The following is a 23,316-nucleotide window of genomic DNA, read 5'->3' on the forward strand; positions in this document are numbered from 1 at the left end:
TTGATATCACCGCAACTCCGAAGGCGTGAGCTGCTCCCCCCGCCATTCGAACGCAACCGGCGCCAACACCTGATCAATTTGCGCCTCAGCCCACAACGTCGCAAAGCTTTGGCCCACCCCCGGATGCACCCGCTGCGGCGCAATCAACGACAGCGGCCACAGCACAAAGGCATTTTTCAGAATTTCCGCACGCGGCAGTACCAATCCGTCGAAGTTACCCACCAGATCGCCATACAGCAGCACGTCGATATCCAGCGGCAAGCCCTTGCGATCCGGGGCATAACGACCGTTGTCCGCCTCGATGAATTTCAAGCGCCGATCGAGCTCCATCAACGGCAGGTCCGTGTAGGCCGAGACCACGAAATTGAAGAACGGCCCGCTTTTGATGCCCACCGGCTGGCTCTCGAACACCGCCGAACAACGGATATCCACCAGAAATTTGGCCAGCGCATCGAGACCGGCGCGCAAATGGGTTTCGCGCTCGATATTGCTGCCGAGCCCGAGGTAGACCTGAGTCAGCGACATCCGCGCTCGATCTCCACACCCACACCACCCTTGGCCGCTGGAACGGCGCCCGGCTTGGTCAGTTTCAGTCGCACCCAGGTGATCTTGAATTCGGCCATGAGCACTTCAACCAGACGCTCGGCAAAGGTTTCGACCAACTGGAACTGCGCCTGCTCGGCAAAAGCCTGAATGCGCGTGGAAACGCTGGCGTAATCGAGCGCCAGGGTCAGGTCGTCACCGGCGGCGGCCGGGCGATTGTCCCAGGCGAAGCTCAGATCAAGACGCAGACACTGACGGATGCCGCGCTCCCAGTCATAGGCACCGATCACGGTGTCGACTTCCAGGCCCTCGATAAACACTCTGTCCAAGCACTTCTCTCCGCTGCACGACAAGGGCGCGATGCGCCGTTAGAATCAGGGCGTCCTCGCCCGGAATAGTTAGCATGTTTTGGTTACTGGCGATTCTCGCCTACCTGCTCGGCTCGCTGTCCTTCGCCATTTTGCTCAGCCGCCTGACCGGAAATCCGGATCCACGAATGAGTGGCTCGGGTAATGCCGGCGCCACCAACATGCTGCGCCTGGCCGGTCGCAAACTGGCGATCCTGACCCTGCTCGGTGATCTGTGCAAAGGCCTGCTGCCGGTGCTGATCGCCTCAAGCGCGGGCCTCTCACTGCAGGATCAGGCCTGGATTGGCGTGTGCGCCGTGATCGGTCACCTGTTCCCTTTGTACTTTCGCTTTCGCGGCGGCAAAGGCGTTGCCACTGCCGCCGGCATGCTGCTTGGCCTGTATCCACCCGCCGCGCTGCTGGCGGTCTGCGCCTGGCTGCTGACGTTCTACCTGACCCGCACCAGCTCGCTGGCGGCGCTGATTGCCACACCGCTGACCCTGCCGTTGCTGGCCTGGCAAGAGCCGGAAGCCTTGCTGCCAATGAGCGCGCTGACCTTGCTGATTGTCTGGCGTCATCGCGGCAATCTACGCGACCTGTTTGCCGGGCGCGAACGGCATTTCTAGCTGCCGTCCCTGAGCGTCGCTCATTACAGCGCCGACAATTGTTCCATCGGCCAGCGTGCCTGCACGGTGATTGCCAGACTTTCCTGCTGACCGGCCTTCAGGCGCTGGCAACCGGCGAACGCGATCATTGCGCCATTGTCGGTGCAGAACTCGGGACGTGCGTAAAACACATCGCCCTTCATATCACCGAGCATCTTTTCCAGCGAAACCCGCAACGCCTTGTTGGCGCTGACGCCGCCGGCGATCACCAGTCGCTTCATGCCCGCCTGTTTGAGGGCGCGCTTGCACTTGATGGTCAAAGTCTCCACCACGGCCTGCTGGAACGCCAGCGCGATGTCGCAACGGGCTTGCTCGCCGTCGTCCCCGGCGCTGACGCATTGCTGCCAGGTGTTGAGGGCGAAGGTTTTCAAGCCGCTGAAGCTGAAGTCCAGACCCGGGCGGTCACACATCGGACGCGGAAAAGTGAAACGTCCTGCGACGCCCTTCTCGGCCAGCTTGGCGATTTCCGGCCCGCCGGGGTAATTAAGGCCCATCATCTTTGCGGTTTTGTCGAAGGCTTCGCCGGCCGCATCGTCGAGCGTCTCGCCGAGCAGGCTGTATTGGCCAATGCCGTCGACCTGAACCAACTGCGTATGACCACCGGAAACCAACAAAGCGACGAACGGAAACTCAGGCGGTTTCGGCTCCAGCATCGGTGCCAGCAAGTGGCCTTCCATGTGGTGCACGCCGAGCGCCGGAATGCCCCAGGCAAACGCCAGTGCCTGCGCGCAGGACGCACCGACCAGCAGCGCGCCGACCAGGCCAGGACCTGCGGTGTAGGCAATCGCATCGATCTCGGTCGGCACGCAGTCGGCCTCGGCCAACACCTGACGGATCAAGGGCAGCATGCGTTTGACGTGGTCACGCGAGGCCAGCTCCGGCACCACACCGCCATAGACGCGGTGCAGGTCGATCTGACTGAACAGCGCATCGGCCAGCAGACCGCGTTCACTGTCATACAATGCGACGCCGGTTTCGTCGCAGGAGGTTTCTAATCCCAGTACTAGCATGGGTTTGCGCCTTGTTTAGGCTGAATTCGAAGGCGCGCATAATAGTCGCCACGTGATGCCCCGACCAGCGGTTTTCGATCAGAGGCTTTGCATTCCGAGCGATGAGGGGTTAACATCCGCAACCCTTAAAAACCGACGTCTTCAAGTGCTCTTTTGCCGCGAGGATGTTGACCCCGGTAATGAATGAAGGTAGCTCTGGATGCCAGCCGTCAAAGTAAAAGAGAACGAACCCTTCGACGTAGCTCTGCGTCGTTTCAAGCGCTCCTGCGAAAAAGCCGGTGTACTGGCTGAAGTTCGTAGCCGCGAATTTTACGAGAAGCCAACTTCTGAGCGTAAGCGCAAGGCAGCAGCCGCTGTTAAGCGTCACGCCAAGAAAGTTCAGCGCGAACAGCGCCGCGCCGTTCGTCTGTACTAATCCACAGACGTTCGTAGCAAGCTTCTTGCCTAAGCCCGGCCCTCAGCCGGGCTAATGGCATTTGCGTAAAACGCTTGATGCTTCACCGTCGACGCCGCCGATGCGACCGAGACAAATCTGCTTCACCGCGTCAGGCCTGGCTCTTTTGCCAGCGGTGCACGTCTTTTCTGACGAGCCTTTCAAGGCTACTGACGAGCACACCCACTGATTCCTCTTACGACGATCAGCCCAAGGCACCTGCATGCGTGCCCGCTTTATTGAGCTATCCGAGGCCGACAACCGGCCGTCAGCGGATTCAGCGCAACACTTTCACATAGTCGAAGACTGATAGGTATTAACGTCAGTGGATTTTCGGCAGATACACTTCCCGACAGCGATCACGCAGACGACACCGGTCGAGCCGCACTTTTTGTGCGTTTCCAGCAATGGCCCGCGTCCGACAGCCTGTCGCAACGGATTTATTGCAGCGCAGACGACGAGAACGCCATGGCCGGGTTGATACCCCAGAGCTTCATTGACGACCTGCTGAACCGCACCGACATCGTCGACGTGGTCAGCTCGCGCGTGCAATTGAAGAAGGCCGGCAAGAACTACACCGCCTGTTGCCCGTTCCACAAAGAGAAAACCCCGTCATTCAGCGTCAGCCCCGACAAGCAGTTCTATTACTGCTTCGGCTGCGGCGCTGGCGGCAACGCCCTCGGCTTTCTCATGGATCACGACAACCTGGATTTCCCACAGGCCGTCGAAGATCTGGCCAAAGCCGCCGGCATGGAAATCCCCCGCGAAGAAAGCGGCCGCGAGCGTAAGCCGCGCCAGCCTACCGACTCGCCGTTGTACCCGCTGCTCACTGCCGCCGCCGATTTCTACCGGCAGGCACTCAAGAGTCATCCGTCGCGCAAGGCTGCAGTGGATTACCTCAAGGGTCGCGGCCTGACCGGCGAGATCGCTCGGGATTTCGGCCTAGGCTTTGCACCGCCGGGCTGGGACAACCTGCTCAAGCACCTGAGCAGCGACACGCTGCAACAGAAGGCCATGATCGAAGCCGGCCTGCTGATCGAGAACGCCGAAACCGGCAAGCGCTACGATCGCTTCCGCGATCGCGTGATGTTCCCGATCCGCGACACCCGTGGGCGGATCATCGCCTTCGGCGGCCGCGTACTGGGCGACGACAAGCCCAAGTACCTGAACTCACCGGAAACCCCGGTATTCCATAAAGGCCAGGAACTCTACGGCCTCTATGAAGCGCGCAAGAACAACCGCAACCTCGACGAAATCATCGTCGTCGAGGGTTACATGGACGTCATCGCCCTCGCCCAGCAAGGCTTGCGCAATGCCGTCGCCACGCTGGGTACCGCGACCAGCGAAGAACACCTCAAGCGCCTGTTCCGCGTCGTGCCGAACGTATTGTTCTGCTTCGACGGCGACCAGGCCGGTCGCAACGCCGCGTGGCGCGCCCTGGAAGCGACATTGCCGTGCCTACAGGACGGTCGCCGCGCACGATTTCTGTTTTTGCCCGAAGGCGAAGACCCGGACACCCTGGTTCGCGCCGAAGGCACCGACGCATTCAAGGCGCGCATCAATCAGCACGCGCAGCCGCTGGCCGATTATTTTTTCCAGCAACTGACCGAAGAATCCGACCCGCGCTCACTTGAGGGCAAGGCGCACATGGCCACCCTCGCCGCACCGCTGATCGACAAGGTTCCAGGCGCGAACCTGCGCATCCTGATGCGTCAGCGCCTGACCGAAATCACCGGCCTCAGCAGCGAGACCGTCAGCCAACTGGTTCAGAGTGCGCCGCAGGAAGCACCGCCCGCCTACGATCCGGGCTTCGATTACGATGCCATGCCGGACTACAGCGACTACCATCAGCCGCAGGCACAGGACATGTACGCGCCGCAGCAGGAATGGACGCCGAAGAAACCCGGCGCCGGCGGCAAGAAGTGGGACAAGAAACCGTGGGACAAGAACGGCAAGCGTGGTGGCGATCGCGAACAGCAGCGCCCGCGCACGCCGATTGGCGTCGAATCGCCGACCCTGACGGCATTGAGAACATTGCTCCATCATCCGCAACTGGCCAAGCGCGTCGAAGACGCCGGGCATATTGCCGATGAAAATCAGACCAACGCCCAGCTGCTTGTGGCGCTGCTCGAAGCCGTACAGAAGAATCCCAAGCTAAACTCATTTCAGTTGATTGCGCGATGGCACGGTACTGAACAGGGTCGCTTGCTCAAGGCACTGGCAGAAAAGGAATGGCTGATTGACGGAGATAACCTTGAACAACAGTTTTTCGACACCATTACTAGCTTGTCCGCCCGCCAACGCGAGCGAAATCTCGAACAGTTACTCAGGAAAGCGCGGCAAAGCGAACTGAGCGTCGAAGAGAAAAATCAACTGCGCGACCTTTTAAGTCGCAATGTTTCCGCATCAAACCCGACCTCAACTGGCGCGTGAGGTCATAGCTCAGGTATAATCCTCGGCTTGTTTTTTGCCCGCCAAGACCTTCAGTGGATAGGGTGTTATGTCCGGAAAAGCGCAACAGCAGTCTCGTATTATTGAGTTGATCAAACTGGGTCGTGAGCAGAAGTATCTGACTTACGCCGAGGTCAACGACCACCTGCCCGAGGATATTTCAGATCCGGAGCAGGTGGAAGACATCATCCGCATGATTAACGACATGGGGATCCCCGTACACGAGAGTGCTCCGGATGCGGACGCCCTTATGTTGGCCGACGCCGATACCGACGAGGCCGCTGCGGAAGAAGCAGCCGCTGCGTTGGCGGCGGTGGAGACCGATATCGGTCGCACCACTGACCCGGTGCGCATGTACATGCGTGAAATGGGTACGGTCGAGCTTCTGACCCGTGAAGGCGAAATCGAAATCGCCAAGCGGATCGAAGAGGGCATTCGTGAAGTGATGAGCGCAATTGCGCACTTCCCTGGCACGGTTGACCACATTCTCTCCGAGTACACCCGCGTCACCACCGAAGGTGGTCGCCTGTCCGACGTCCTGAGCGGTTATATCGACCCGGACGACGGCATCGCGCCGCCTGCGGCAGAAGTGCCGCCGCCGGTCGATCCGAAAGCCGTCAAGGCTGACGACGACACCGACGACGATGAAGCCGAATCTTCCGATGACGAAGAAGAAGCCGAAAGCGGTCCGGATCCGGTCATTGCTGCGCAGCGCTTCGGCGCCGTGGCCGACCAAATGGAAATCACCCGCAAGGCCCTGAAAAAGCATGGTCGTCACAACAAGGCAGCGGTTGCCGAGTTGCTGGCCCTGGCCGAGCTGTTCATGCCGATCAAACTGGTGCCGAAGCAATTCGAAGCCCTGGTCGAGCGTGTGCGCAGTGCCCTGGATCGCCTGCGTCAGCAAGAGCGCGCGATCATGCAGTTGTGCGTACGTGATGCGCGTATGCCGCGCGCCGATTTCCTGCGTCAGTTCCCGGGCAACGAAGTCGACGAAAGCTGGTCCGACGCCCTGGCCAAAGGCAAGAGCAAGTACGCCGAAGCCATCGGTCGCGTGCAGCCGGACATCATCCGTTGCCAGCAGAAACTGATTGCGCTGGAAACCGAGACCGGTCTGACCATTGCCGAAATCAAGGATATCAACCGTCGCATGTCGATCGGTGAGGCCAAGGCCCGCCGCGCGAAGAAAGAGATGGTTGAAGCCAACTTGCGTCTGGTGATTTCGATCGCCAAGAAGTACACCAACCGCGGCCTGCAATTCCTCGATCTGATCCAGGAAGGCAACATCGGTCTGATGAAAGCGGTGGACAAGTTCGAATACCGTCGTGGTTACAAGTTCTCGACTTATGCCACCTGGTGGATCCGTCAGGCGATCACTCGCTCGATCGCCGACCAGGCCCGCACCATCCGTATTCCGGTGCACATGATCGAGACGATCAACAAGCTCAACCGTATTTCCCGGCAGATGTTGCAGGAAATGGGTCGCGAACCGACCCCGGAAGAGCTGGGCGAACGCATGGAAATGCCTGAGGACAAGATCCGCAAGGTACTGAAGATCGCCAAAGAGCCGATCTCCATGGAAACCCCGATCGGTGATGACGAAGACTCCCATCTGGGCGACTTCATCGAAGACTCGACCATGCAGTCGCCAATCGATGTCGCCACGGTGGAAAGCCTGAAGGAAGCGACTCGCGAAGTGCTGTCCGGCCTCACTGCCCGTGAAGCCAAGGTACTGCGCATGCGTTTCGGTATCGACATGAACACCGACCATACGCTCGAAGAAGTGGGCAAACAGTTTGACGTAACGCGTGAGCGGATTCGTCAGATCGAAGCCAAGGCGCTGCGCAAGCTGCGCCACCCGACGCGAAGCGAGCATTTGCGCTCCTTCCTCGACGAGTGATACCAGAACCCCCGGCCCAGGCCGGGGGTTTTGTTTTATGGCAGATTAAATTCCCCGCCCCACCCTTCCCGCCGCGTACCCCGTCTACACTCGAAACAATCACTCCAAGCCCTGACGAGAGCGTTATGCCCAGACTGGCGCCCGTGCTGTTTCTGCTGTCATTGATGATCTGCACCGCCACGGCTGACGCGCTGACTCTCACCGATGAAGAACGCAGCTGGCTGGCGGCTCACCCTGACTTGCGCCTGGGTGTCGACGCGTCGTGGCCGCCTTTCGAATTTCGGGACGATCAGAACCGTTATCAGGGCCTGGCTGCCGACTATATCGACGTAATCCGTCAACGCCTGGCGATCAAACTTACACCTATCGAACCAGTGAGCTGGACGGTGGTGCTGGAGCAGGTCAAGAAGGGCAAGATCGATTTGCTGCCGGGGATCATGTCTACACCGGAACGCCAGAACTATCTGTCATTCACCCGACCGTACCTCGACTTCCCGATCGTCATCCTCGCCCATGTCGGTGGCGCCCAGCCGCGCAAACTCGATGATCTGTATGGCCTGAAAATCGCCGTGGTGGACAACTACGCTCCCCACGAACTGCTACGCACTCACCACCCCGACCTGAATCTGGTCGCCATGCCCAACGTCAGTTCGGCGCTGCAAGCTTTGGCGACCGATGAAGTGGACGCGGTGGTCGGCGATCTCGCTTCCAGCGTCTGGAGCCTGCGCCAGCTCAAGCTCGACGGCCTCTACGTCAGCGGCGAAACCCCATATCGCTATCAATTGGCGATGGCCGTGCCCCGCGATAACAAGATGTTGGTGGGCATCCTCGATAAAGTCCTCGCCGATATGACGCCGGCAGAAATCAGCAGCATCCAGGAACACTGGGTCGGTAACGTGCTCGACCACCGGACGTTCTGGTCAGATCTGCTGATGTATGGCTTGCCCGGCCTGTTGCTGCTGATGACAGTGCTGGCCGTGGTGATTCGCATCAACCGCCGCCTGAGCTCGGAAATCACCCGGCGCATCGACCTCGAACAGGAATTGCGCAGCAGCGAATATCACTACCGCGGCCTGGTCGAGAGCCTGTCGGCGATCGCCTGGGAAGCGCGGATGAGCGACTTCACCTACAGCTATGTTTCGCCGCATGCTGAAGACTTGCTCGGCTATCCACAGTCCCATTGGCTGATTCCGGGCTTCTGGCATAACATCATTCACCCCGCCGACCTGACCCGCACGCAGAACTATTGCAAGGAAGCGCTACGCCAGGGCCGCGATCACATCGTCGATTACCGCGTGATAACCGCTGACGGCCGCTGCCTGTGGGTGCGCGATATCGTCAGCCTGATCGAGCATGGCCACGAACCGGTGATGCGCGGGTTGATGATCGATATCAGCGAAATCAAACGCACCGAAGAAGCGCTGCGGCTGTCCGAGCAGAAGTTCGCTTCGGTGTTCGAGCAATGCCCGGACATTCTGGTGATTGCACGCCTGTCCGACGGCTGCCTGCTGGAGGTCAACGAGGCCTTCGAAGAGCAGATCGGCCTCAGGGCCGAGGACGTGATCGGCCAGACCGCCACCAACCTCAATATCTGGGGCATTCCCGGCGTCGGGCCGGGCCTCTTGCAGCGTTTGCAGGCCGGCAGCATCCGTAATCTGGAAATGCCCTTTCGCCGCAACAACGGCCAAGTCTTCACCGGGCTGATTTCCGCCGAGCCTTTCGACCTCGACACCACGCCGGCGCTGGTGGTCGTGGTGCGCGACATCAGCCAGCTCAAGGAAACCCAACAGCAACTGCAAACTTCTGAAGAGAAATTCGCCAAGGCTTTCCATGCGTCGCCGGACGGCCTGCTGCTGTCACGCCAGAGCGACGGCCTGCTATTGGAGGTCAATGAAGGCTTCAGCCGCATCACCGGTTTCAACAGCGCGATGTCGGTGGATCGTTCGACGCTGGATCTGGGCATCTGGGTCAACCTCAACGAACGCAAACAGATGCTTGACCTGCTGCAACGCGACGGTTTCGTCCGCGACTTCACATGCCACATCCGTCGCAGTGACGGGCAGATTCGCCTGTGCGAAGTGTCCAGTCGCCCGCTGCCGATCGGCGACGAGGATTGCATGCTGACCATCGCCCGCGACATCACTGAACGCCATCTCATGCAGGAAAAACTGCAGCAGGCCGCGACCGTTTTCGAGAGTACGGCAGAAGGCGTGCTGATCACCGATACCCAACAACACATCAGCGCGGTCAACCGTGCCTTCACCGAAATTACCGGCTACAGCGAAAGCGAAGCACTGGGCCACACGCCACGCTTGCTGGCGTCAGGGCTGCATGACAGCGCTTTCTACGCGGCGATGTGGCATCAATTGACCGACGAGGGACACTGGCAAGGCGAGATTTCCAACCGGCGCAAGAACGGCGAGCTGTACCCGAGCTGGCTGACCATCAGCGCCGTGCGCAATCGCGACAAGTTCATCACTCACTTCGTTGCGGTGTTCGCCGATATTTCCAGCCTCAAGCATGCCCAGGCCAAGCTCGATTACCAGGCTCACCACGATCCGCTCACTGGTTTGCCCAACCGCACCTTGTTCGAGAGCCGCCTGCAAATGGCCCTGACCAGCCAGCAGGAAAATGGCGGCCAGGGCGCGGTGCTGTTTCTCGATCTCGACCGCTTCAAGCACATCAACGACAGCCTCGGCCACCCGGTCGGCGACCTGTTGCTCAAGGGCATCGCCGTGCGCTTGAAGGAGCAACTGCGCGATATCGACACAGTCGCACGGTTGGGCGGCGACGAGTTCATCATCCTGTTGCCGGGCTTGCAGCAAGCCAGCGACGCCGACAACATCGCGACGAAACTGCTCAACTGCTTCGGCGCGCCGTTCCAGGCCGGCGAACACGAGTTCTTTATCAGCGCCAGCATTGGCACCAGCCTCTATCCGCGCGACGGTTGCGATGTGGCCACCCTGGTGAAAAACGCCGACGCGGCGATGTACCGCTCCAAAGCCAAAGGACGCAACCGCGTCGAAAGCTACACCCGCGACCTCACCGCCCAGGCCAGCGAGCGCATAGCGCTGGAACACGAACTGCGCCGTGCCATCGAGCGTGATGAGCTGTTTCTCTATTACCAACCGAAAATCAGCCTGGTCGATCACAGTCTGGTCGGTGCAGAGGCGCTGATTCGCTGGCGCCACCCAACCTTCGGCGACGTGCCGCCCGAGCATTTCATTCCGTTGGCGGAAGAGAACGGCATGATCCTGCAGATCGGCGATTGGGTGCTGGAAACCGCTTGCAGGCAAATGTTCGAGTGGAACGAGATCTACCAACCGCTGGGGCCGCTGTCGGTGAACCTCGCCGGCGCGCAACTGCGTCAACCGAACCTCTTGGTGCGCATCGAGCAACTGCTCAAGGACAACCGCCTCAGGCCGGATTTACTGCAACTTGAAATTACCGAGAATTTCATCATGAGTCAGGCCGAAGAGGCGCTGGCAGTGTTGCACCAGCTCAAGCACCTCGGCGTGCAGCTGGCGATCGATGACTTCGGCACCGGCTATTCCTCGCTCAGCTACCTCAAACGCCTGCCACTGGACATCCTCAAGATCGACCAGTCCTTCGTCCGCGGACTGCCTGACGACCCCCACGACGCGGCGATTGTGCGCGCCATCATCGCGCTCGGTCGCAGCATGCAATTCACTGTGATCGCCGAAGGCGTGGAAACCCAGGCGCAACAACAATTCCTCGCCGCAGAAGGTTGTGAACAGATCCAGGGCTACATCGTCAGCCTGCCCCTGCCACCGGACGAATTCGCCGCGACGTTTCTGCATGTAACCGTATCGGATTTTTCGGATAGCACAGCCGCGAAACCGTCGCTATAATCCGCCGCCTACTGAGGGCCTATAGCTCAGTTGGTTAGAGCAGAGGACTCATAATCCTTTGGTCCACGGTTCGAGTCCGTGTGGGCCCACCAAATTGAAAAGCCGCGCTTGATGCGCGGCTTTTTTGTGGGTGCAGTTATCAAGTCTTGCGAATTCCGACCCAGGAAGAAAGCTGCGCTATCTGTAGGAACATTCTGAAGCGATGTTTCAGGCGTTTGCAGCCTTGTTAGGCTTTCCTGCGAGCAATTAATCTCCTGACGCATCGCCGCCCAGGATTGTTTCCATGCTCATGAATGCTGCTCCAACAATCAGGGAAGCAGCCGGCCAAGCAACCTGGATCGATCTTGCCCTACCCGACTTGAGAACACTCTCGAAAGAACTTCGATCAGCCGCAATTGCAGAAATAAAAAGGGCTGACGATGCAGCGGGTGCCTTGGGAATACTCTTGGAATACTTCGGATTCATCGATGAGTCCGTTATGGCCGTCACCATCCTGACGCCGATTGGAAACGTTGCGGTTGCCAGAGAAAAACTGGCCCACATCGTTGAAAAACGCACGGACTCTCGCGAGCGCTATGTTCGACACGCTATCGATACCTTAACGGGACCCTTTGAAATATGGAAAGTCCAATACGATAACGGCGGACACCGCGTTGCATTTATCAATGCCTATGAGGCAAAAAATGACATGCTTGTGGTTGTGGACATTCGGGATGGACACGTTCTCTGGAATTTTATGCACGCTCCGGCGAGAGCCATGAACAGGCATCGAAAAGGCGAGCTTTTGTATAGGCGGTACATTCTTACGGACAAAAAAAGGGCAGCCATCGGGCTGCCCGTAACATCTAAATCCTGATATTTGCATCCCCAGGAAATGGGATGAAGAGGTCTCACCTGACACCGATGTTGCAGCATCGCTGAGGTACCTACATCTGCTAATGCCCTGCAAGGCAGCAGATTTCGCGCTCTTGTTGGCATTCTTGGGAAACAGGGCAGACAAGTCAAATCAATTGTCAGAACATTTGTTTCACCAAGTTCATCTGTGACCACTTTGCTATGGCGCAAAAGCCTTTCCTTATTTGCCTGTAAAGTGCGCCTCCCTCCGACTCAACGCCAATGGAGCCTCCCTTGCCAGACACCCGCCACCCCAGCCTCGACGAAATCGACCGCCAACTGATCGCCGCGCTGCAGATCAACGCCCGTGAAAGCGTGGCCATGCTCGCCCGTCAGCTAGGCATTGCTCGCACGACGGTGACGTCGCGTCTGGCACGCCTGGAAAAGGCCAAGGTAATCACCGGTTATGGTGTGCGCTTGGGTCAGCGTGTGGTCGATGGTGGCTTGCAGGCCTACGTCGGAATCAAGGTGCAGCCGCGTTCCGGCAAGGACGTGCTGCGACGTTTGAGTGCGATGGCGCAGGTGCAGCAGCTGTGTGCGGTGAGTGGCGAGTTTGATTATGTGGCGTGGTTGCGCACCGATTCGCCGGAGCAGTTGGATCAATTGCTGGATCAGATTGGCAGCGTCGATGGGGTGGAGAAAACCACGACTTCGATCATTCTGAGCAGCAAGATTGATCGCGGGCAGCCGGTCTGAGCATTGGCCGGGCATTCTGGCTGAGCCGCTTCGCAAGCGTGCTCGCTCCCACTTTTTTGGTCGGTATGCAGCCCGCAATCGTCAGTCTGCACAACAATCAGGCAAAACGACGACACATTGCGTCTTATTAACGCGCTCCACGCTCCCTAGAATGGCTGGCATCTTTTCCTATACTCAGACGCGAATCCTGCGTCGGGTCGCCAATAAGGTCAGCCATGAACAAGAACAATCGCCATCCTGCAGACGGAAAAAAACCAGTCACCATTTTCGGTCCGGACTTTCCGTTCGCGTTTGACGATTGGATCGAGCATCCCGCCGGGTTGGGGAGCATTCCTGAGCAGCACCATGGCGCTGAGGTGGCGATTGTCGGGGCGGGCATCGCCGGTCTGGTGGCTGCGTATGAACTGATGAAACTCGGTTTGAAGCCGGTGGTGTACGAGGCGTCGAAACTCGGTGGTCGTCTGCGCTCGCAGGCCTTCAACGGCACCGATGCTATCGTCGCCGAGCTCGGTGGCATGCGCTTTCCGGTGTCCTCCACAGCGTTCTATCACTACGTCGACAAGCTCGGCCTCGAAACCAAGCCTTTTCCCAACCCGTTGACCGGCGCTTCTGGTAGCACCGTGATCGATCTGGAAGGCGAAACCTATTACGCCGAAAGCCTGAAGGATCTTCCTGCATTGTTTCAGGAAGTGGCTGACGCCTGGGCGGATGCGCTGGAAGCCGGTTCGCAGTTCTCCGATATTCAGCAAGCCATCCGTGATCGCGATGTGCCGCGCCTGAAAGAGTTGTGGAACAAGCTGGTGCCGCTGTGGGACGACCGGACCTTTTACGACTTCGTCGCTACTTCGAAAGCCTTCGCCAAATTGTCGTTCCAGCACCGCGAAGTGTTCGGCCAGGTCGGTTTCGGCACCGGCGGCTGGGATTCGGACTTCCCCAATTCGATGCTGGAAATCTTCCGCGTGGTGATGACCAATTGCGACGATCACCAGCACCTGGTGGTCGGTGGCGTCGAGCAGGTGCCGCAGGGCATCTGGCGCCATGTGCCGGAACGCTGCGTGCACTGGCCGGCCGGCACCAGCCTGAAATCCCTGCACCGTGGCGCGCCGCGTTCCGGTGTGAAGAAAATTGCTCACGCACCGGAGGGCCGTTTCGCCGTAACCGACAACAACGGTGACACCCGTGAATATGCCGCTGTGCTGACTACCTGCCAGAGCTGGTTGTTGACCACTCAAATCGAGTGCGACGAAACCCTGTTCTCGCAGAAGATGTGGATGGCCCTCGACCGCACGCGCTACATGCAGTCGTCGAAGACCTTCGTGATGGTCGATCGGCCGTTCTGGAAAGACAAGGATCCGGAGACCGGCCGCGACGTGATGAGCATGACCCTCACCGATCGCCTGACCCGTGGCACCTATCTGTTCGACAACGGCGACGACAAGCCGGGGGTGATCTGCCTGTCGTATTCGTGGATGAGCGACGCGTTGAAAATGCTCCCGCATCCGGTGGAAAAACGCGTTGAGCTGGCCTTGAACGCACTGAAAAAGATCTACCCGAAAGTCGACATCGCCGCGCGCATCATCGGCGATCCGATCACCGTGTCGTGGGAAGCCGATCCGTATTTCCTCGGAGCTTTCAAAGGCGCCCTGCCCGGCCATTACCGCTACAACCAGCGCATGTATGCGCACTTCATGCAGGACGACATGCCGGCCGAGCAACGCGGAATTTTCATCGCTGGCGACGACGTGTCGTGGACACCGGCGTGGGTCGAAGGCGCGGTGCAGACTTCGCTCAACGCGGTGTGGGGCATCATGAAACATTTCGGCGGCTCGACACATAAAGAGAACCCTGGCCCGGGTGATGTGTTCAAAGACATCGGCCCTATCGCCCTGCCCGAGTAAGAGGATTCCCCGATGCGCGTAGCCGTTTACCAATGTCCACCGCTGCCACTGGACCCCGCCGTCAACCTGCAGCGCCTGCATCAGGTAGCGATGGAGGCCAAGGGCGCCGACTTGCTGGTGCTGCCGGAGATGTTCATGACCGGCTACAACATCGGCGCCGAAGCGGTCAGCACGCTGGCCGAAGTCTACAACGGTGAATGGGCGCAGCAGATCGGCCGGATTGCCAAGGCTGCGGGTCTGGCGATCGTTTACGGTTACCCGGAGCGCACCGCCGACGGGCAGATCTACAACGCCGTGCAACTGATCGACGCCCACGGCGAGCGCCTGTGCAACTATCGCAAGTCGCATCTGTTTGGTGATCTCGACCGGTCGATGTTCAGCCCCGGTGACTCCGACTTGCCGGTGGTTGAATTGAACGGCTGGAAGCTCGGCTTCCTGATCTGCTACGACCTGGAGTTTCCGGAAAACGCGCGGCGCCTGGCCTTGGCCGGCGCCGAGCTGATCGTGGTGCCGACGGCCAACATGATTCCGTTCGATTTCGTTGCCGATGTCACCGTGCGTGCCCGCGCCTTCGAAAACCAGTGCTACGTGGCTTACGCCAATTACTGCGGGCATGAAGGCGATATTCAGTACTGCGGGCAAAGCAGCGTTGCCGCACCGGACGGCAGCCGTATCGCCTTGGCAGGTCTGGACGAGGCGTTGATCGTCGGTGAACTGGACCGCCAACGGATGAACGACTCACGCCAGGCCAATCGCTATCTCAGTGATCGCCGTCCAGAGCTTTACGGCGCGCTCAACCGCCGCTAATCCGCTAGCATGGGCACTTCACTGTTCTGGAAGTGCCCATGCCTGCGCCGACTCATCCCCGCCCCCACCCTGAAACCCTGGCCAACGGCCTGCGCGTGACCCTGCGCCACGTGCCCGGCCTCAAGCGCAGCGCTGCCGCGTTGCGCGTGGCGGCCGGCAGTCATGACGTGCCGCTGGCATGGCCGGGGCTGGCGCATTTTCTTGAGCACTTGCTGTTTCTCGGCACTGAGCGTTTCCCCACGAACGAAGGGCTGATGGCTTTCGTGCAGCGTCACGGCGGCCAGGTCAATGCCAGCACCCGCGAGCGCACCACGGATTTCTTCTTCGAGCTGCCAGTTTCTTCGTTCAGCGCAGGGCTCGAGCGCCTGTCAGACATGCTCGCCAGGCCGCGTATGAATCTCGACGATCAACTGCGTGAACGGGAAGTGCTGGAGGCGGAGTTCGTCGCCTGGTCGCAGGATCCGACAGCGCAACAGCAGTTTGCCTTGTATGAAGGTTTACCAGCGGAGCATCCGTTGCGCGGTTTTCATGCGGGCAATCGGGACAGTTTGCAGGTCGAATCGCCTGGGTTTCAGTTGGCATTGAAAGATTTCCATCAGCGGTTTTATCGAACCGGGCAAATGAACCTCAGCCTGGTCGGTCCGCAGAGTGTTGATGAATTGCGGGAGCTGGCGCAGCAATTCGCAGCGGTTTTGCCGGTTGGGGATAAAGTTGTCCAAGCCGCACCGCCACCGTTGGCAGTGAAAAGTTATCAACAGGTCGGCGCTCACACGAACCTGTTATTTGCTTTCGAGGCTTTGCCCGAGTCATCCGCCGAGGCGATGGCGTTTCTCTGCCATTGGTTGAACAGCGCCAAACCCGGTGGATTGCTTGCACATTTGCTCCAGCAAAAACTGGCCGATGGTTTGAAAGCCACGCTGCTCTACCAGTTTGCCGGGCAAGCGCTGCTGCATCTTCAATTCCATGCCGACGGCGAGCAGTTGAACGCCATTCACGAGCAGCTGCTGGATTGGCTGAGCTTCTTCGCCCGTCAGGACTGGACGCCGTTGCGCGAGGAATACGCCGCCCTGGTTAAGCGCCAGCAGCAAATCCGCGGCGCGTTGCAACTGGCGCGAACCGACATCGAGCAGCATGCATTCGGCCTGTCCGAATCAGCTGCCGCCGCGCTTGAGCGCATCCTGCGGGAAATCGGCGTTGTGGATAACTTCAGCGAACAGTGGCGCCTGCCCGCAGCCAATCCTTTCCTGCGCGCCAGTGAACCGCTGGCCAACGCCGGGCTGATTCGCGGCCAGACCAGCGCCCACCGTGGCCTGCGCACCTTCGCCCAGGATCGCTCGCGCAGTCGTCGCGAGCGATCGCCGATGCAGTTCAGCCAGGCGCTGCCGGACAACAGCGATGAGGGCGCGATTTACCTGCGCTGGCAGGTCGAGGCGGCAGCCAGCGTCGATCTGCGTTCAAGATTACAGCGCAGTCTGCAGCAAACCCGGCAAGACGCGTCCGAAGCCGGCGTGGAGTTGTCTATCGGCGCCGCAGGTAACCAATGCCTGCTTAAAATGACCGGACTTCAGGAACCGATGCCCAGCGTCCTCGAGCATGCGCTGAAATGTCTGACGATGATCGACGCCGATTCGCCGCGCGACGAGGTGCAGATACCGTCGATGCCGATCCGCCAACTACTCGAAGCGTTGCCAGAGAAATCCCTGCCCACGATTGAAACCAGCGATGACGCCCATCAGCTGTGGACAACTTCGCGCTGGGACGGCCTCGCTCTAGGGCTAAATCAACAGACCCAATCAGCCATGGGCCTGGCGCTGAGCCGCATTCCCGGCACACCGGACAATCAGCTACCGGTGACACCGATCACCCAAGCCCAGTACCACTGGAGCCAGATCAACACGGCCTCCAGCGAACACGCCTTGCTGCTGGTCTGCCCGACTGCCAGCCGCGACATCGCTGATGAAGCTGCATGGCGCCTTCTGGCTCAGGTGTGCCAGACGCCTTTTTACCAGCGCCTGCGTGTCGAATTGCAATTGGGGTACGCCGTGTTCAGCGCGCTGCGTCAGTTGCATGGCAGGACTGCGATTGTCTTTGGCGTGCAATCGCCGACGACTGCGGCGGGCAAGTTGCTCGAATACATGCATGAGTTTTTCAATGGCATTCCCGCGTTGATCGAAACGCTCGATGACGCAAGCCTCAAGCAACAGCGCCAAAGCCTCGCCGATCAGTTCGACGATGCCACACTGTCCAGCAGCGATGCTGCCGAGCTGCTGTGGCAAGGCAAACTTGCCGGCCATTCGTCGGATTACCGTGAGCAGTTGGTCGCGGCGATCCAGCAGCTGAATCGTCAGGCTTTGCTGGCCGCTGCGCAGCGTCTGATCAATGCCGAGGGCGGCTGGCACTGCCTGGCCAATGAATCGATGCCGGACGCGCCGTGGCAAGCGACAAACTGATCATTACCGAGGCTGCAAGGAGCTTTCTCAAAGATTCATGGGTCACGGCGTTGAAATTTTGAGTAACATAGCCGCCTAACTAATTGGAACATCATCGCGCTGCCGTGGACTATAACTATGGATAGCGCTATCCCAACCCTCAGAAGGAGACATCTCATGGCCTGGACCAAACCTGCTTACACCGACCTGCGTATCGGCTTCGAAGTCACCATGTACTTCGCCAGCCGCTGAGTTCTGCTTACGCAGATTCGCAGTGCAACGCCTCGGCTCGCCGAGGCGTTTTATTTTCCGCGTTGAAATGATGGAGCGTTCATGTTCGTCCAGATTCTGGGTTCGGCCGCCGGTGGCGGTTTTCCGCAGTGGAACTGCAACTGCGTCAATTGCGCAGGCTTTCGCGACGGCAGCCTGAACGCCAAGTCCCGCACCCAATCGTCCATCGCCATTTCCGATGACGGCGTGAACTGGGTGTTGTGCAATGCCTCGCCGGACATCCGCGCGCAACTGCAAAGCTTCGCCCCGATGCAACCGGGCCGCGCCCTGCGCGACACCGGCATCAGCGCGATCATCCTGATGGACAGCCAGATCGACCACACCACCGGCCTGCTCAGCCTGCGCGAAGGCTGCCCGCATCAGGTCTGGTGCACGGACATGGTTCACGAAGACCTGAGCACCGGTTTTCCCCTGTTCAAGATGCTCACCCACTGGAACGGCGGGCTGGACTGGAACCGTATCGAGCTCGACCAGAGCTTCACCGTAGCGGCCTGCCCGAACCTGCGTTTCACCCCGCTGCCATTGCGCAGCGCCGCGCCGCCGTATTCGCCGCACCGTTTCGATCCGCATCCGGGCGACAACATCGGTTTGGTCGTTGAAGACCTCAACACCGGCGGCAAGCTGTTCTACGCGCCGGGGCTGGGCAGGGTCGATGCGCCGCTGCTGGACATCATGGCGGGCAGCGATTGCCTGCTGGTCGACGGCACGCTGTGGGATGACGATGAAATGCAGCGCCGTGGCGTCGGCACCCGCACCGGTCGCGAGATGGGCCATCTGGCGCAGAACGGCCCCGGCGGCATGCTGGAAGTGCTGGAGCAGTTGCCCGAGCAGCGCAAGGTACTTATCCACATCAACAACACCAACCCGATCCTCGACGAGGATTCCCCGGAGCGTGCGGAGCTGGTGCGGCGTAATGTTGAAGTGGCGTTTGATGGCATGAGTATCGTGCTTTAAGCAATCGAGACCGCTGCGCGGTCTATCGCGAGCAGGCTCGCTCCCACATTGGAATGCGATCAACTGTGGGAGCGAGCCTGCTCGCGAAGAGGCCAGCACAGACACCAGAGATTTCCAGGGTTGTTCCCGGAGAACAGAGATGACCGACACCCCGCTGCCCCCCACCGAATTCGAAGCGGCCCTGCGCGCCAAAGGCGCCTACTACCACATCTACCACCCGTACCACGTGGCGATGTACGAGGGCCGTGCGACCCGCGAGCAGATTCAGGGCTGGGTCGCCAACCGCTTCTACTATCAGGTGAACATCCCCCTGAAAGACGCGGCGATCCTCGCCAACTGCCCGGATCGGGAAATCCGTCGCGAGTGGATTCAGCGCTTGCTCGACCACGACGGCGCACCCGGTGAAGATGGCGGCATCGAAGCCTGGCTGCGTCTGGGCCAGGCTGTTGGCCTCGACCCGGAGCAATTGCGCTCCCAGGAACTGGTGCTGCCCGGCGTGCGTTTCGCTGTCGATGCATACGTCAACTTCGCCCGTCGCGCCAGTTGGCAGGAAGCCGCCAGCAGCTCGCTGACCGAATTGTTCGCGCCGCAGATCCACCAGTCGCGCCTCGACAGCTGGCCGCAGCATTATCCGTGGATCGACCCGGCCGGTTACGAATACTTCCGCACCCGCCTCGGTCAGGCGCGGCGTGACGTCGAGCATGGGCTGGCGATCACCCTTGAGCATTACAAGACCCGCGAAGGCCAGGAGCGCATGCTGGAAATTCTCCAGTTCAAACTGGACATTCTTTGGAGCATGCTCGATGCCATGAGCATGGCCTATGAACTGAACCGTCCGCCGTATCACAGCGTGACCGAACAACGGGTCTGGCATAAAGGAATCACCTTATGAATTTCGACCGCAGCAAAGTGCCGAGCTGGCGCCCGGGCTATCGCTTCCAGTACGAACCGGCGCAAAAGGGCCATGTGTTGCTGTACCCGGAAGGCATGATCAAGCTCAACGAAACGGCCGCGCTGATTGGCGACCTGATTGACGGTGAGCGCGATGTCGCGGCGATCATTGCCAGACTCGAAGAGCAGTTCCCCGGCGTGCCCGAGCTTGGTGACGACATCGAGCAATTCATGGAGGTTGCCCGTGCACAGCACTGGATCGAACTTGCCTGATTCGTCCGTGCAAGTCCCGCCAAAACCTGAAGTCGGCCTGCCGCTGTGGCTGCTCGCCGAGCTGACCTACCGCTGCCCGCTGCAATGCCCGTACTGCTCCAATCCGCTGGATTTCGCCGAGCAGGGCAAAGAGCTGACCACCGAACAATGGATCAAGGTGTTCCGCGAAGCGCGGGAGATGGGCGCGGCGCAATTGGGCTTTTCCGGCGGCGAACCGCTGGTGCGCCAGGACTTGGCCGAACTGATCCGTGAAGCGCGGCAGTTGGGTTTCTACACCAACCTGATCACCTCCGGCATTGGCCTGACCGAGCAGAAAATCAGCGACTTCAAAAAAGCCGGGCTCGATCACATCCAGATCAGTTTTCAGGCCAGCGACGAGCAAGTGAACAACCTGCTCGCCGGCTCGAAAAAAGCCTTTGCGCAGAAGCTGGAAATGGCTCGTGCGGTGAAGGCCCACGGCTACCCGATGGTGCTGAACTTCGTCACCCATCGGCACAACATCGACAAGATCGACCGCATTATCGAACTGTGCATTGCGCTGGAGGCTGACTTCGTCGAACTCGCCACTTGCCAGTTCTACGGCTGGGCGCAGCTCAACCGTGTCGGTCTGTTGCCGACCAAGGAACAACTGGTGCGCGCCGAACGCATCACCAACGAATACCGCGCCAGACTGGAAGCCGAAGGGCATCCATGCAAGCTGATTTTCGTTACCCCGGACTACTACGAAGAACGCCCGAAAGCCTGCATGAACGGCTGGGGCAGCATCTTCCTGACCGTCACCCCGGACGGCACCGCCCTGCCCTGCCATGGTGCCCGCCAGATGCCGGTGCAGTTTCCCAACGTGCGCGATCACAGCATGCAACACATCTGGTACGACTCGTTCGGCTTCAACCGTTTTCGCGGTTACGACTGGATGCCCGAGCCGTGCCGCTCTTGCGATGAGAAAGAAAAAGACTTCGGCGGCTGCCGCTGCCAGGCGTTCATGCTCACCGGCGATGCCAGTAATGCCGACCCGGTGTGCAGCAAGTCCGAACATCACGGCGTGATCCTCAAGGCCCGCGAAGAAGCCGAGACCGCCACTCAAACCATCGAACAATTGGCCTTTCGCAATGAACGAAACTCACGCCTCATCGCCAAGAGCTGAGCCTTTCAGCGCCGCCCAAGCCGTCGCCGCCGGAACCGACTTCGCCGAACTGCAGCTCGGCGCCCATGGCGTGTTCTGGAATGAATACCGCCCCGAGGATGCCGCGTGCCGAATCTGGCATTGGCGCGATGGCGTAGCTAAACGTCTGACGCCGGACGGCTTCAGCGTGCGTAGCCGCGTGTACGAATATGGCGGTGGTGCGTTTTGTCTGACGCCTGACGGGGTGGTTTTCGTCAATGAAGCGGATCAGCAGATGTATCGGCAGGCGCTGGATGGCGAGCCGGTCGCGCTGACATCGACTGACTGCCGCTACGGCGATCTGCAATTCGCCGCTGGCCGGGTGTTGGCGGTCGAAGAGCAGCAGGATCGACATCGCCTGGTGGCGATTGATCTGGCGAGCGGTACGCGACAGGTGCTGGCCGAAGGTGCGGATTTCTATGCATCGCCAACGCTGAGCCCGGACGGCCAGCGCTTGGCATGGATCGAGTGGAGCCGACCGCATCAGCCGTGGACCTCGACGCGGTTGATGGTCGCGCAAGGCGATTTTTCTGCGCCTCGTTGTGTTGCCGGTGAGCAGATTGAGGAGTCGATCCAACAGCCGCGCTTCGACGCGGACGGCCGGCTCTACTGCCTGACAGATCGTGGCGGCTACTGGCAGCCGTGGGTCGAAACGTCCGATGGCTTGCACGCGCTACCGAGTGCAGAGGCCGATCACGCGCCCGCGCCCTGGCAACTGGGCGGCTGCACTTGGCTGCCTGTCGGTGATCAATTCTTAGCCAGCTGGAGCGAGGATGGTTTCGGTCGCCTGGCCCTTGGAGTTGAAGATTTCAGCGGTGGCTACAGCCGCTTCCGCCACTTGGCGATGGATCAACAGTTCATCTATTGCATTGCCGCATCGCCGGTGAGCCCGTCAGCAGTGATTGCCATTGATCGTGTCTCTCATGCAGCGAAAATCCTCGCTGGCGGCGTGGCTCCATTGCCCGCCGAACGCATCAGCCGTCCGCAGACCTTGCGTTATCCGAGCGGTTCCGGCGAGGCGCACGGTTTCTTTTACCCGGCCATGAGCGGTGAAGCGAAACCGCCGCTGGTGGTGTTCATCCACGGCGGCCCGACGTCGGCGTGCTATCCGATCCTCGATCCGCGTATCCAGTACTGGACGCAGCGCGGCTTTGCCGTCGCCGACCTCAACTATCGCGGCAGCAGTGGCTATGGTCGCGAATATCGTCAAGCGCTGCATTTGCGCTGGGGCGAGGTGGATGTCGAGGATGCCTGCGCGGTGGTGAGTTATCTCGCTGACCAAGGTTTGATCGATGGTGACCGCGCGTTCATTCGCGGTGGCAGCGCGGGCGGGTACACGACACTGTGCGCACTGGCGTTCAGGCAGGTTTTCCGCGCGGGCGCCAGCCTCTACGGCGTCAGCGATCCGCTGGCTTTGGCACGGGCCACGCACAAGTTCGAGGGCGATTATCTGGACTGGCTGATCGGCGATCCCAAGCGAGATGCCGAACGCTATGCCGCCCGCACGCCATTGCTGCACGCAGACGATATTCGCGTGCCGGTGATTTTCTTCCAGGGTGAACTGGACGCGGTGGTCGTGCCGCAACAGACCCGCGACATGGTCGCGGCGCTGGAGCACAACGGCATCCCGGTCGAAGCGCATTACTACCCTGACGAACGCCACGGCTTTCGTCGCGCGGCTAACCAGGCGCATGCGCTGGAGCGGGAGTGGACGTTTTATCGGCGGGTGATGGGGCTGGTTGACTGAAAACCGTGTCGTCCCATTCGCGAGCAGGCTCGCTCCCACATTGGATCTGCGTCATT

General features: G+C 60.0%; 19 protein-coding genes and 1 tRNA gene. 17 read left to right on the forward strand and 3 right to left on the reverse strand.

Annotated features, from left to right (window positions below):
* Positions 1–6: 6 nt before the first annotated feature.
* Together folK and folB are read right to left on the reverse strand one after the other, a co-directional pair.
* Entirely contained in the window at positions 7–525 is a 519-nt protein-coding gene (folK, locus tag ND528_RS04985) for a 2-amino-4-hydroxy-6-hydroxymethyldihydropteridine diphosphokinase (RefSeq protein ID WP_130911391.1), read from the reverse strand.
* Positions 516–872, reverse strand: a complete 357-nt coding sequence (folB, locus tag ND528_RS04990; protein WP_016772885.1) for a dihydroneopterin aldolase — start codon at positions 870–872, stop codon at positions 516–518. The genes folK and folB overlap by 10 nt, the downstream gene beginning before the upstream one ends.
* Before the next feature lie 74 nt (positions 873–946).
* On the opposite strand from folB, the gene plsY reads away from it, so the two are divergent.
* Positions 947–1,516 (forward strand): glycerol-3-phosphate 1-O-acyltransferase PlsY, encoded by a 570-nt coding sequence (gene plsY / locus ND528_RS04995; protein ID WP_024014548.1) that lies wholly within the window; start codon positions 947–949, stop codon positions 1,514–1,516.
* Between the two features lie 23 nt (positions 1,517–1,539).
* Here the strand turns inward: plsY and tsaD are convergent, their stop codons facing one another.
* Positions 1,540–2,565 (reverse strand): tRNA (adenosine(37)-N6)-threonylcarbamoyltransferase complex transferase subunit TsaD, encoded by a 1,026-nt coding sequence (gene tsaD, locus ND528_RS05000; RefSeq protein ID WP_039757706.1) that lies wholly within the window; start codon positions 2,563–2,565, stop codon positions 1,540–1,542.
* A 199-nt stretch (positions 2,566–2,764) separates the two neighbouring features.
* Between tsaD and rpsU the strand changes: the two genes are divergently transcribed.
* From rpsU to ND528_RS05080, 16 genes are all read left to right on the forward strand, one after another.
* Positions 2,765–2,980: a 30S ribosomal protein S21 gene (rpsU, locus tag ND528_RS05005; RefSeq protein WP_002551877.1), complete on the forward strand. Its 216-nt coding sequence runs from the start codon at positions 2,765–2,767 to the stop codon at positions 2,978–2,980.
* Between the two features lie 486 nt (positions 2,981–3,466).
* A complete protein-coding gene (dnaG, locus tag ND528_RS05010) occupies positions 3,467–5,431 on the forward strand; it encodes a DNA primase (protein WP_024014549.1) in 1,965 nt (654 codons plus the stop codon).
* A 67-nt stretch (positions 5,432–5,498) separates the two neighbouring features.
* Positions 5,499–7,346, forward strand: a complete 1,848-nt coding sequence (rpoD, locus tag ND528_RS05015) for an RNA polymerase sigma factor RpoD (protein WP_039757703.1) — start codon at positions 5,499–5,501, stop codon at positions 7,344–7,346.
* A gap of 125 nt (positions 7,347–7,471) precedes the next feature.
* Positions 7,472–11,218 (forward strand): bifunctional diguanylate cyclase/phosphodiesterase, encoded by a 3,747-nt coding sequence (locus ND528_RS05020; RefSeq protein WP_212617275.1) that lies wholly within the window; start codon positions 7,472–7,474, stop codon positions 11,216–11,218.
* 15 nt (positions 11,219–11,233) lie between these two features.
* A tRNA-Ile gene (locus ND528_RS05025) sits at positions 11,234–11,310 on the forward strand.
* 191 nt (positions 11,311–11,501) lie between these two features.
* Complete coding sequence (locus ND528_RS05030) at positions 11,502–12,074, forward strand: PBECR2 nuclease fold domain-containing protein (RefSeq protein ID WP_263469824.1); 573 nt, start codon at positions 11,502–11,504, stop codon at positions 12,072–12,074.
* A 272-nt stretch (positions 12,075–12,346) separates the two neighbouring features.
* Positions 12,347–12,808 (forward strand): Lrp/AsnC family transcriptional regulator, encoded by a 462-nt coding sequence (locus ND528_RS05035; RefSeq protein ID WP_073476545.1) that lies wholly within the window; start codon positions 12,347–12,349, stop codon positions 12,806–12,808.
* Between the two features lie 215 nt (positions 12,809–13,023).
* Positions 13,024–14,706 (forward strand): flavin monoamine oxidase family protein, encoded by a 1,683-nt coding sequence (locus ND528_RS05040; protein ID WP_024014552.1) that lies wholly within the window; start codon positions 13,024–13,026, stop codon positions 14,704–14,706.
* Positions 14,707–14,718: 12 nt separating this feature from the next.
* Entirely contained in the window at positions 14,719–15,513 is a 795-nt protein-coding gene (locus tag ND528_RS05045; RefSeq protein WP_263469825.1) for a carbon-nitrogen hydrolase family protein, read from the forward strand.
* A gap of 38 nt (positions 15,514–15,551) precedes the next feature.
* The gene (pqqF, locus tag ND528_RS05050) at positions 15,552–17,963 is read left to right on the forward strand and encodes a pyrroloquinoline quinone biosynthesis protein PqqF (RefSeq protein WP_263469826.1); all 2,412 of its coding nucleotides are present in this window, start codon (positions 15,552–15,554) and stop codon (positions 17,961–17,963) included.
* Positions 17,964–18,119: 156 nt separating this feature from the next.
* Positions 18,120–18,194, forward strand: a complete 75-nt coding sequence (gene pqqA, locus ND528_RS05055) for a pyrroloquinoline quinone precursor peptide PqqA (protein WP_003444522.1) — start codon at positions 18,120–18,122, stop codon at positions 18,192–18,194.
* Positions 18,195–18,275: 81 nt separating this feature from the next.
* Positions 18,276–19,187, forward strand: coding sequence for a pyrroloquinoline quinone biosynthesis protein PqqB (gene pqqB, locus ND528_RS05060; protein WP_263469827.1), 912 nt, complete (start codon positions 18,276–18,278; stop codon positions 19,185–19,187).
* A 139-nt stretch (positions 19,188–19,326) separates the two neighbouring features.
* Positions 19,327–20,079: a pyrroloquinoline-quinone synthase PqqC gene (gene pqqC / locus ND528_RS05065; RefSeq protein ID WP_263469828.1), complete on the forward strand. Its 753-nt coding sequence runs from the start codon at positions 19,327–19,329 to the stop codon at positions 20,077–20,079.
* Complete coding sequence (gene pqqD, locus ND528_RS05070; RefSeq protein WP_137214231.1) at positions 20,076–20,351, forward strand: pyrroloquinoline quinone biosynthesis peptide chaperone PqqD; 276 nt, start codon at positions 20,076–20,078, stop codon at positions 20,349–20,351. The genes pqqC and pqqD overlap by 4 nt, the downstream gene beginning before the upstream one ends.
* Positions 20,323–21,495, forward strand: coding sequence for a pyrroloquinoline quinone biosynthesis protein PqqE (pqqE, locus tag ND528_RS05075; protein ID WP_263469829.1), 1,173 nt, complete (start codon positions 20,323–20,325; stop codon positions 21,493–21,495). The genes pqqD and pqqE overlap by 29 nt, the downstream gene beginning before the upstream one ends.
* Positions 21,461–23,260, forward strand: a complete 1,800-nt coding sequence (locus ND528_RS05080) for a S9 family peptidase (RefSeq protein ID WP_263469830.1) — start codon at positions 21,461–21,463, stop codon at positions 23,258–23,260. Before pqqE ends, ND528_RS05080 begins: the two co-directional genes overlap by 35 nt.
* The last annotated feature ends 56 nt before the right edge of the window (positions 23,261–23,316 follow it).

Origin of the sequence: Pseudomonas mercuritolerans (assembly GCF_025706525.1) — a bacterium.
Lineage (GTDB): Bacteria > Pseudomonadota > Gammaproteobacteria > Pseudomonadales > Pseudomonadaceae > Aquipseudomonas > Aquipseudomonas mercuritolerans.